Source organism: Thauera butanivorans NBRC 103042, assembly GCF_001591165.1.
GTDB lineage: Bacteria > Pseudomonadota > Gammaproteobacteria > Burkholderiales > Rhodocyclaceae > Thauera > Thauera butanivorans.
In genome coordinates this window covers 1-6,348 of record NZ_BCUG01000101.1, presented here as the reverse complement: position 1 = coordinate 6,348, position 6,348 = coordinate 1, and the positions used below count along the sequence as shown (strand labels likewise).

7 protein-coding genes are annotated in these 6,348 nt (G+C 67.5%); 4 read left to right on the top strand and 3 right to left on the bottom strand.

What is annotated here, in order from left to right; all coding sequences use genetic code 11:
• Positions 1 to 244: 244 nt before the first annotated feature.
• The 4 genes from TBU01S_RS22220 (at position 245) to TBU01S_RS22205 (ending at position 3,757) form a co-directional block, all read left to right on the top strand.
• Positions 245 to 1,225, top strand: a complete 981-nt coding sequence (locus TBU01S_RS22220) for an AAA family ATPase (protein ID WP_068639670.1) — start codon at positions 245 to 247, stop codon at positions 1,223 to 1,225.
• Entirely contained in the window at positions 1,225 to 2,967 is a 1,743-nt protein-coding gene (locus TBU01S_RS22215) for a cobaltochelatase CobT-related protein (RefSeq protein WP_068639669.1), read from the top strand. The genes TBU01S_RS22220 and TBU01S_RS22215 overlap by 1 nt, the downstream gene beginning before the upstream one ends.
• A 65-nt stretch (positions 2,968 to 3,032) precedes the next feature.
• Positions 3,033 to 3,383 carry a Lin0512 family protein gene (locus tag TBU01S_RS22210; protein ID WP_068639668.1) on the top strand — a complete coding sequence of 117 codons (351 nt, stop codon included), beginning with the start codon at positions 3,033 to 3,035 and terminating at the stop codon, positions 3,381 to 3,383.
• Entirely contained in the window at positions 3,380 to 3,757 is a 378-nt protein-coding gene (locus tag TBU01S_RS22205) for a Lin0512 family protein (RefSeq protein WP_068639667.1), read from the top strand. Before TBU01S_RS22210 ends, TBU01S_RS22205 begins: the two co-directional genes overlap by 4 nt.
• Positions 3,758 to 3,814: 57 nt before the next feature.
• On the opposite strand, the gene TBU01S_RS22200 is transcribed toward TBU01S_RS22205, so the two are convergent.
• The 3 genes from TBU01S_RS22200 to pta form a co-directional block, all read right to left on the bottom strand.
• Positions 3,815 to 4,201: a hypothetical protein gene (locus tag TBU01S_RS22200; protein WP_068639666.1), complete on the bottom strand. Its 387-nt coding sequence runs from the start codon at positions 4,199 to 4,201 to the stop codon at positions 3,815 to 3,817.
• A 184-nt stretch (positions 4,202 to 4,385) separates the two neighbouring features.
• Entirely contained in the window at positions 4,386 to 5,147 is a 762-nt protein-coding gene (locus tag TBU01S_RS22195; RefSeq protein WP_068639665.1) for a TSUP family transporter, read from the bottom strand.
• A gap of 30 nt (positions 5,148 to 5,177) precedes the next feature.
• Positions 5,178 to 6,194, bottom strand: a complete 1,017-nt coding sequence (gene pta / locus TBU01S_RS22190) for a phosphate acetyltransferase (RefSeq protein ID WP_068639664.1) — start codon at positions 6,192 to 6,194, stop codon at positions 5,178 to 5,180.
• Positions 6,195 to 6,348 lie beyond the last annotated feature (154 nt).

Genomic DNA, 6,348 nt, shown 5'->3' with positions numbered 1-6,348 from the left:
GGGGGGTCTCCTCGGTGCGATTGAAATATTAATAAAACGATACAAAAAGTTCCGATAAACAGAACATGATCAGAACTCTAGTGCCGCGCGCGCATGACGTCAAGCAATAAAAACAAAAAACGGAACTTTATGTACAAATTTTCGGAACTAAAATAAGATTACCTGACCCCCACACATGCGCACTCCGACCCGCGGCACGGCAAGCCGGACCGGCAAGTGCAAAAAAGGAAGCAAGGAGACAGAGGTGACGGAATTCGTCCTGCAAGGCCCCGACCGCATGGTGTCGGTGCGCGAGGTGTTCGGAATCGATACCGATCTGAAGGTGCCCGCCTTCGCCGAGCGCGAAGACCACGTGCCGGACATCGACGACGCCTACCGCTTCAACCCCGACGTCACGCTGGCGATCCTGGCCGGCTTCAGCCGCGACCGCCGGGTGATGGTGCAGGGCCTGCACGGCACCGGCAAATCCACCCACATCGAGCAGGTCGCGGCACGGCTCAACTGGCCCTGCGTGCGGGTGAACCTGGACGGCCACATCAGCCGCCTGGACCTCGTCGGCAAGGACGCCATCGTGCTGCGCGACGGCCTGCAGGTGACCGAGTTCCAGGAAGGCATCGTGCCGTGGGCCTTGCAGCGCCCGGTGGCGCTGATCTTCGACGAATACGACGCCGGCCGGCCGGACGTGATGTTCGTGATCCAGCGCATCCTGGAACGCGACGGCAAGTTCACGCTGCTCGACCAGAACCGGGTGATCCACCCCCACCCCTGGTTCCGCCTGTTCGCCACCTCCAACACCGTCGGCCTGGGCAACCTGTCGGGCATGTACCACGGCACCCAGGTACTGAACCACGCCCAGATCGACCGCTGGAACATCGTCGCCACGCTGAACTACCTGCCGCACGACGAAGAGATGGCGATCGTGCTGGCTCGCGTGCCGGCCAAGAACGACGACAGGGGCCGCAAGCTGATCTCGGCGATGGTCACGGTCGCCGAACTGACCCGCAAGGGCTTCGCCGCCGGCGACCTGTCGACGCTGATGTCGCCGCGCACCGTGATCACCTGGGCGGAGAACTGCGAGATCTTCCGCGATCCGGCACTGGCCTTCCGGCTGTCCTTCCTCAACAAGTGCGACGAGGCCGAGCGCCCGATCGTGGCCGAGTACTATCAGCGCTGCTTCGGTACAGAACTGGACGAATCCTGGATGCGCGCGCCCGGAGCGCAGTGATGTCCAGCGCCCAGCAAAAGGCGAGGCGCCAGCAGCACGTCGAGGAACTGTGCGCCGCCACGCTGCGCGCCCTGACCGGCGACCGCCGGCTGCACTACCGCGGCCGCCGCCTGTACGCCGGCGACCGGCCGCTGGCCATGCACGCACCGCACCTGCGCGTCGATGCCGGCGAAAGCGGCTTCGGCGACTGCCGCGCCGCGGCCGACGGCATGGCGCTGCGCCTGCTCCACTCCGACCCCGCGCTGCATCGCAGCCTGTGCCCCGCCGACCCGGTCGAACGCCTGGTGTTCGAGCTGCTCGAGCAGTTGCGGGTCGAGACTTTCGTGCCCGCGGACATGGCGGGCATGGCCGACAACCTGCATCGCCGCTTCGAGAACTGGTCGCTGGCCTTCTACCGCTCCGGCCTCACCGACAGCACGCTGGGCATGCTGCTGTACACCGTGGCGCAGATGTGCTGGTCGCGCCTGACCACCTTGCGCGTGCTGGAGGAAACCGAGGACTACATCGAGAGCATGCGCTTCTCGCTGGCCGGGGAGCTGGGCACGCACCTGGCGGGCCTGCGCCGCAGCCGGGCCGAGCAGCGCGTGTTCGCCGTCCATGCGCTCGCCATCGCCGCCACCGTCGGCGAGCGCGTGCGCGCCGAGCAGGCCGCCGCCGCGGACACCGACGGCAGCGACGGAAGTGACGACGAGACGCTGCGCGAATTCGCCCTGCTGCTCGATTTCGACCAGGACGGCGACGACGACGGCATCGCCGCTGCCACGACCGGCACCAGCAAGGTCTTCGACGAGACCGGGCATGCCTATCGCGTGTTCACCACCCGCTTCGACAGCGAAGTCGCCGCCGCCAGCCTGGTGCGCAAGGCCTTGCTGCGCGAACTGCGCGAGCGGCTCGACAAGCGCATTGCCGAGCAAGGCCTCAACCTCGCCCGCCTGGCGCGCATGCTGGGCGCGGCACTGGCCGAGCCCCGGCACGACGGCTGGCTGTTCGGCGAGGAAGAAGGCCGGATCGATGGCCGCCGGCTGGCGCAGTTGATCAGTTCCCCCACCGAGCGCCGCCTGTTCCGCCAGGATCGCCTGCGTCCACACGCCGACTGCGTGGTCGCCTTCCTGGTCGATTGCTCGGGCTCGATGAAGGCCCACATCGAAGCGGTGGCGGTGATGCTGGACGTGCTGCTGCGCGCGCTGGAAATGACCGGCGCGCGCACCGAGCTGCTCGGCTTCACCACCTCTGCGTGGAATGGCGGCCGCGCCTGGCGGGAATGGCTCGCCCAGGGCCGTCCGCCGCGGCCCGGCCGGCTCAACGAGGTCTGCCACATGGTGTTCAAGGACGCCGAGCGCAACTGGCGGCGGGCACGCACCGATGTCGCCGCGCTGCTGAAGGCCGACCTGTTCCGCGAGGGCATCGACGGCGAGGCGGTGGACTGGGCCTGCAACCGCCTGCTGGCGCGCGGCGAGCGCCGCCGCATCCTGGTGGTGATCTCGGACGGCTGCCCGGCCGACAGCGCCACCGGCCTCGCCAACGACGCCTTCTACCTCGACAACCACCTGAAGGACGTGGTCGCGCGGCGCACGCAGCAGGGCGCGGTCGAGATCATCGGCCTGGGCGTCGGCCTCGACCTGAGCCCCTTCTACCGCCGCTGCCTGGCCACCGACATGAGCCAGGCGCTGGACAACACGCTGTTCTTCGAGATTGCCCAGATGCTCGGCGGCCGTCTGCACGGCGCCCGCCGGAACCCGTAGCGCGCCGGCCCGCGCGCAGCTTTCCGTGCCGGCCAGGCGGCGCGGCATTCGACAGGAGAAAACACATGGCAAGGAAACGTCTGGCCGTCCAGTTCGGCCAGGGCACCTCGATCCGCAGCCGGGACTACACCCAGGCTGCGGCCCGCGCGATCCGCGACGCGCTGTGGCACAACTCGCTCAACGTCGCCGACGCCTTCGGCTTTCCGCGCGAGGCGATGCAGATCGACGTGGAGCTGGGCGTGCCCTGCCCGGAAGCGGTGGATTGCGCCGCGCTGCTGCCGATTTTCCCCTATGGGCAGGCGACGATCCGCGTCTCCAGAGGCGGCCTGGAAGTCGCCAAACCCGATGGCAGCAGCAGCTCCGTGATGGTGAATGCGGCGCTGGTCGTCTACTTCGACATGGAGCAGGCCCAATGACTGAAAAGCGCATCATCCTCGAAATGGGAAGCGGCAACGATCTCTACGGCGGCGACTACACCAAGGCGGCCTGCCGCGCGGTGCAGGACGCCCTGCACCATTCCTCGCTCGTGCTGCTGCGATCGCTCGGCTACGACCACCTCGACATGCGCGTCGAAGTGACGATCGGCGTGCAGGCGCCGGAAAAGGTCGATACCGCCGCCGTCGCCGCCACGCTGCCGCGCGGCCGCGCCGAAGTGAAGGCGGTGTTCGGCGGGCTCGACGTCCATGATCCCGAAGCCGGCACCACCCACATCGTCGCCACCGCGGCGATTGCCGCCTTCCTGCCGATCGAAGCCGGCGCCTGGCGGCTCAGTGCCGCTGCCGAACGCTGAGGCCGCCATTCCGAGGCGAACCCGGGCCGGGAGCGCCCGGGTTCGAATGCCCGGTGTTCAGGCCACCCGCGCCGACAGCCCGAACTTTCCCTCGGCCTTGTGCCGCTGCTGCGCAGTGCGTACCGCAGCCGGTGCCGCGGCATCGGCCCGCTGCGCCAGCAGCGCCTCGTCCTCGGCACGAAGCCGCAGGCCGAGCGCTTCGAGCCGCGCCAGCACGGCTTCGATTTCCCACGGCGCGGCCAGCACGCGCTTCTTGCCGTCGTTGAAGCGCACGTGCAACCAGTAGGCGTCGACGTCCGGCGCGTGCCGCAGGTACAGGCGCTCGACCTCCTGCGGCGCGGACTCGATGCGCGACATGGCGTCCTGCTTCTTGGCCCGCCCCCTGAACCAGGCAAGCGTCAGCACCGCAAGCAGGGCGATGAAAGCGAACAGGGTCTCGGACATCGGAATCTCCTCTCGAAAACGGCACCGGGCAAAAACCCCGGCGGACGGCCAGCACATGCGTCGATGTTTCGAGAGAATAGTGATCTCGATGTTTTTTGACACCCCTATCGATAAAACCAATAGTTATAAGCAGCTCGGGTGCGCAAAAAGCACCGGGCCGACGACCCCCTGCCCGTGGCCGCAGTCAGCGCAGCATCGAGCTCACGGCATTGAAGACCAGGCCGCCGCCGATCAGGATCAGCACGCCGAAGGCGATGCGCCGCATCGTGATCGCCGAGAACGGCGGCGGATAGCGGCGCCCGGCCAGCGTCGCCAGGGTCACCAGCGGCACGGTGAAGGCGACCAGCACCCAGACTTCCTGGGTGAAGGTGCCCTGGGTGCCGGCGAAGATCGTGCGCACCCCGGACGTGAAGGCGAAGGTCAGCAACAGCATGTTGCGGATCGTCTCCAGGCTGAAGGGCTGGCGGTAGAAGTGGAAGATCACCGGCGGGCCGGCCATGCCGAACAGGCCACCGAACAGGCCGGAGAAAAAGCCGCTGACGAAGAAACTGCCCCTGGACGAGCGCTCGCTCAGCGGCGTGGGCCGCAGCATGAAGACGATGCCGCTGTAGATGATCGTGATGCCGAGCAGGAGTTCGAGCAGCAATGCCGCGGCCGCGCTCAGATACTCGAGCAGCAGCACCCCGCAGACCACCGAGGGCACCACGCCGAGCAGCACGGCGCGTGATGCCGGCCAGTCGATGTGGTGCAGCTTGCCTGGCAGCGCCACCGCACTGTTGACCAGCGTCACCAGGCTGATGAGGACGGCGACCATGGTGATCGGCGCCAGCCCGAAACCGCTGGTGATGCCCATGACGATCATCCCCAGCCCGAATCCGGTCACGGTCTGGAAATAGGTGCCGACGGCGATGACGCCCAGCAGGGCGGCGGTGGTTTCGATGTCCATGTCAGTGCGTCCCGGCGCCCGGCGCCGCGCTCAGCCGCCGGCCTTCGCCGCAACTTCGTGTGCCTGCACCACCGTGACGGCGATGACGTGGAACACGTCCTCCGAACTGCAGCCGCGCGACAGGTCGTTGGCCGGCTTGGCGAGCCCTTGCAGCAAGGGTCCGATCGCCACCGCGCCGCCGACGCGCTCGGCCAGCTTGTAGCCGATGTTACCCGCTTCCAGGTTGGGGAAGATGAGTACGTTGGCCTTGCCCTTGACCTGGGATTCGGGCAGCTTGCGATTGGCGATCTCGGCGACGATCGCGGCATCGAGCTGCACGTCGCCGTCGATGGCCAACCCCGGGCGCATCGCCTTGACCCGCTCGGCGGCGGCCGTGACCTTGTCGACCGCCGCATGCTTGGCGCTGCCGCTGGTCGAGAACGACAGCATCGCCACCCGCGGCTCCTCGCCCAGCAAGGTGCGCGCACTGTCGGCCGCCGCCATCGCGATCTCGGACAGCTCTTCCGCATTCGGCTCGACCACCAGGCCGCAGTCGGAGAAGATCAGGCCGCCTTTCAGGCTGTGGAAGGGCTCGCACATCATCATCAGGAAGAAGCTCGACACCAGCTTGAACGACGGGTCGGTGCCGATCACCTGGATCGCGGTGCGCACGACGTCGGCCGTGGTATGCACCGCACCGGCCACCGAACCGTCGGCATCGCCGGCGCGCACCATCATGTTGGCGAAGACCAGAGGCTTGAGCACTTCCTGCTGGGCCTGGGCGAGCGTCATGCCCTTCTTCTCGCGCAGGCGGAACAGGATTTCGGCATAGCCGGCGGCAAGCGGCGAATCCGCCGGATCGATCAGCGTCATGCCGCCGAGGTCGATGGCCTCGTCCTCGGCCAGCTGGGTGATCCGCTGCCGCTCACCGACGAGCAGGATGTGCGCCGTGCCTTCGCGCGTGGCGCGCAGCGCAGCCTGCAACACGCGCGGGTCGTCGCCCTCGCACAGCACGACGCGCCCGGGCCTGGCGCGGGCACGGTCGATGATCCGGTTGATCGCTTTCATGTTTCGGCATCCTCATGGCCGCCGTGTCCGGCGGCACATCGAAAAAGGCACAAAAAAAAGCCGGCATCACAGCCCCACAAGCGTGCGATGCCGGCCAATCTCAATCCGATCAGGGGAGAGGGGTCGGAATTGAGGGAGGGTAAATCCACCCCCG